We start from the raw sequence: 4,118 nt of genomic DNA, 5'->3' as shown, positions 1-4,118 counted from the left end.
GTGACCGGCAACTGCACCAGATAGTTACTGACGATAATGATGAGAATATGAAACGCGATCAGACCCGCCAGAACCGGGCGGTTGACCGTAGCAGCGAGCAACGGCATGGGATGTCCTTTTTGCTGTGAAATGGGGTTAGGGAACCCATTGCTGCAGCCGACATGGCTGCGCGCGGCCGGCATTCTAGCGTTTTGTCGATTCGAAGGATACCCGACCAGACAACCGGCATAAGTCCATTGACTGCCGGGAGCCGCATCCTCAATACCTGACCTCGATCAACATAACCCTTCAACTGTCCTGCTAGTCTTATTGGAAACACTCGCAGGAGAGACTTTGTCCATGGTGGTCAATACGCCAGTAACGGTTGCGATCGCGATTATTGCGCTCTGGATTGGCTTCCACATCAATCGCCGGGTGTCTTTCCTGCATACCTACAACATCCCCCCGGCAGTGACCGGTGGCCTGCTGATCAGCGCACTGGTAGCGGTGATCGAGGCAACGACAGAGCGTGATATCCGTTTTGACCTCCAGCTGCGCGACCTGCTGCTGATTACTTTTTTCAGCACGATAGGTCTATCCGCGCGCCTGCGAGAAATGCTCGAAGGCGGCAAGGCGCTGGCAATCATGCTCGGCCTTGCGGTGGCCCTGCTGATTTTCCAGAACCTGACCGGCACCCTGATTGCCATGCTGGCAGGCGAAAGCCCCCTCCTCGGCCTGATTGGCGGCAGCGTATCCCTGGCGGGCGGACACGGCACTGCAATCACCTGGGGGCAACTGTTTGAAGAGCATTTCGGATTGACCAACGCCAGTTCGATGGGGATGACCTTCGCTACGGCAGGCCTGATCATGGGCGGGCTGATTGGCGGCCCCGTGGGAGCATGGCTTATTCGGCGGCACAATTTGCACTCGGATGAGGAGCCCAGCGAACTTCAGCACATCGAGTCGGGAAACAAGGTCACCTACATCATCGAACTCAATAGCGTACTGACCGCAGTGCTACTCATCGCCCTGTGTTTCGCCCTCGGTGCGTCGATTTACGGCTGGCTTTCCGGGCTGGGCATTCGATTACCGGCTTTTCTCACCGCGATGTTCCTGGGTATCGCCCTGACCAACAGTCTCGAACTGTTCAAGGTCGATATCGACCACCGGCCCATCCAGCTCGCTGGTGACCTGAGCCTGCAGCTGTTTCTCGGCATGAGCTTGATCAGTCTGCCGCTACTATCCCTGCAGGGCGCCCTGGGCATGATCAGCGTGGTCATGGTGATGCAGGCGATCGTGATCACTGTGCTGACCATCTATGTGGTGTTTCCACTACTGGGCCGCGACTACGACGCAGCCTGTATCTCTTCAGGCTTTATCGGCATGGGCCTGGGCGCCACGCCAATCGGTATCGCCAACATGAACGCACTCACCAACCGGTTCGGGCCCAGCCCCAAGGCGTATCTAGTGATACCGCTACTGGGGGCTTTCTTCATCGATATCGCCAATGCGACCCTGGTGCAGACACTGTTGAGTCTGGAGATATTTCAGGGGTAGCGGTGACGTTTTATGCGGGACGCTGCCTGTTAACTACCCAGCATGAGCGTGATGGCCAGCATCACAGGAGTCCCCACTGCCGCGACCACATTCCAGCCGAGATAGGGCTTCAGCTTTTCCATCTGGTCACCGTGCCGACGGGCACCCATCCAGGCTGCGCCTCCCGCAGCCGCAGTCAGCAGAGTCAGCAGGCAAAGCGTCGGCAGTGCTCCCGAGAAAACACCCACCAGAACCACCAAAACCGAGGCTACGACCATCGCACCATAGACCCGCGCGGCGAACCCCAGACCATACACGATAGGCAAATGCCGACGCCCAACCTGACGGTCCGCGTCCACATCGGGATACTGATTGAGCAGCAAGAGGTTGTTCGCCAGAAAGAAAGGCACCAGTGAAACGCCGGCAGCCAGAAGGCTATATTGGCCGGTGAGCACAAAGTGGGTGCCCATCACCATCAGCGGGCCGAACGCGATACCCGGCGTTACCAGGCACAACCACGGACGCCGGTTTACCCAGCCGGTGTAGAGCAGGATGATCGCAACGCCCAACAGCCCGATAGGGAGAATGGCCGCGCCATACTGCGCAACAAAGTAGATGCCGATAAGCACTACCACTGCCAGTGAGAGCCCGGCAGCCCGACGCACAGCTAGTGCCGCGTCAGGCCAGTTGACCAACGCCCCGCTCCCGCCACTGAATGCCGTGCGCGAGGTAATCGCATCCAGGCCACTGCGAAAGTCCTGATACTCATTGAGTGTGTTCACTGCAATATGCGCGGCCAGCGCGCCGAGCAGAGCCAGCCACAGATTGGACCAAATCACCGCCTCCGATCCCACTACGGCCGTTGCCACACCCAGCAGAACGCAGGCGGGCGTCAGCATCAGAAAGGGTAAGCGCATGGATTTCAGGACTGCTTTCAGGGTCACGCGGAAACCTCACTCCGAAGGCCAGAGAAAAAGGGCTAGTTGGCTTCAACGGGGAATACTACAGAGCTCTGGCATCGGAAATCATGCTGCAGGTCAAAGCCCCAAAGCACCCCGCCGCAGCCAATCATGCACAAACGCGAGTTTGCGGCGGGCGTGCTCCGACAGCACAAAGGGATAAATATCGGATAAGCCCATGGAGCGATTGACGTGATTCACACCAACAGTAAGCGAAGCCGCAATACGAATGAGCCGTTCGGCGTCAGGTTCTGAATATGGATCCCAGCCAGCGTCAGGTATCTGCGGCGATGACAGCCCTGTAGCTACAAAGCTGTCGGCGATATCTGTCAGATGGAGCAGATGGGCTGCCGTCTCTGCCCAATCCTCATGAGGGTGTGAAGAGGCGTAACTGGTCAGATAATGCTGTTTCCAGTCTTCCGGCGGTCCGTCTGCGTAGTGACGTTGCAGCGCCCCGGGGTAATCAATGTAAACATCACCAAACATATCCTTGAACGCATCAAGAAAGTCCTCGCGCAAACTCAACCGCCACCAGAGCATGTGGGAGATTTCGTGCCGCATATGGCCAATCATGGTGCGATAAGGCTCTTCCAGGGCTTCACGGCGGGTCGTTACCAGAACCGGATCAACCTCCGCCACACTGATGGTGACCACGCCTCCCGCATGCCCCATGGGCACAGGCGTCGCTCCCTCAGCGAGCAAATGAAACACCGGTCTGGCTCCTGGGTCTTCCGGCCGAAACCAATGCCAGCGCCCGAGATTATCCAGCGCCCATCGCTTGGCTGCTTCGGTCTGCGCCCAGTTGGGAATCGCATCGGCGATCGAGGTGTCAGGAGCCAGCTCCGTCATGCTGCATGAACGGCAGAACTCCCCTTCCTTCGGCGCTATCCAGTTGCAGCCGATTACATCGCGGTTGGCACAGAATGGCGGCATTGGCAGAAAAGCCCGCGCCTGGGGGTCATAAGCGACGGGCGTCCCGTCCGCAGTAGCGAGGTTGTCGAACCAGAGAGAACCGGCGCCAACCGGATTGGAAAAAACGCGCATTGGGCGAGCTCCTGAAAATGCATAGGCTCCCAGCATGAGTCCTGAGACCCCCTAGCCACAAGCGATTCTCCTCAGCGTCTGCCGCATATCAGACCGACTGTCTGTCTCTCGGCGCGCCTTCATCGCATTTCTTGCATGCCAGGACTACCCCGATCTTCTCTGCCCGCCCTTCAGGTGTGATGACCCAAGGGCGGTTGATCCAGGGCGGTTTGTGCCGGACATGCTGATTGTGCCCACACTCGAGTTCGGCAACCCAGTGCTGCTCGTCGTCCAGGTGAAAGCCAATGATGCATCTGTTCATGAATTGAGCCTGGCATTGTTTCCGCGGTAAAGGTTGTCAGTGACGCACGTCGACGACGAGGCGCGGCTCCTGGACGGGGCTGCCAAGGTGAATTTGTTGCTCTCTCGCAGCGATCATATAGCTGCGGCCGACAGTGCTGGCAACACGACAGTCTGTTAATGCTTACCACCACATTGGAAAGCTTGGTATAACCTAGATGCGATCTTTGCACATAAGTTATCGACGCATCGGCCGATAGCATATGGATAACATGGAGATCCGACAGCGCCCTGCATCCGGCGTCAGCGTCAGCGTCAGCG

4 protein-coding genes are annotated in these 4,118 nt (G+C 58.0%); 1 reads left to right on the top strand and 3 read right to left on the bottom strand.

Translation table 11 applies throughout. The features are described from left to right. Positions 1-339: 339 nt before the first annotated feature. Entirely contained in the window at positions 340-1,536 is a 1,197-nt protein-coding gene (gene gltS, locus ABYA88_RS15610) for a sodium/glutamate symporter (RefSeq protein ID WP_373188309.1), read from the top strand. Between the two features lie 29 nt (positions 1,537-1,565). On the opposite strand, the gene ABYA88_RS15605 is transcribed toward gltS, so the two are convergent. The 3 genes from ABYA88_RS15605 to ABYA88_RS15595 form a co-directional block, all read right to left on the bottom strand. Further along, positions 1,566-2,459: a prenyltransferase gene (locus ABYA88_RS15605; protein WP_373188308.1), complete on the bottom strand. Its 894-nt coding sequence runs from the start codon at positions 2,457-2,459 to the stop codon at positions 1,566-1,568. Positions 2,460-2,552: 93 nt separating this feature from the next. After that, positions 2,553-3,518, bottom strand: coding sequence for a putative zinc-binding metallopeptidase (locus tag ABYA88_RS15600; RefSeq protein WP_373188307.1), 966 nt, complete (start codon positions 3,516-3,518; stop codon positions 2,553-2,555). A gap of 88 nt (positions 3,519-3,606) precedes the next feature. Next, a complete protein-coding gene (locus ABYA88_RS15595) occupies positions 3,607-3,819 on the bottom strand; it encodes a DUF3565 domain-containing protein (protein WP_373188306.1) in 213 nt (70 codons plus the stop codon). Between the last annotated feature and the right edge of the window lie 299 nt (positions 3,820-4,118).

The organism is Halopseudomonas sp., from assembly GCF_041579695.1.
Classification (GTDB): Bacteria; Pseudomonadota; Gammaproteobacteria; order Pseudomonadales; family Pseudomonadaceae; genus Halopseudomonas.
Note: the sequence above shows the minus strand (reverse complement) of the source record. Positions and strands in the feature narration are given on the sequence as shown.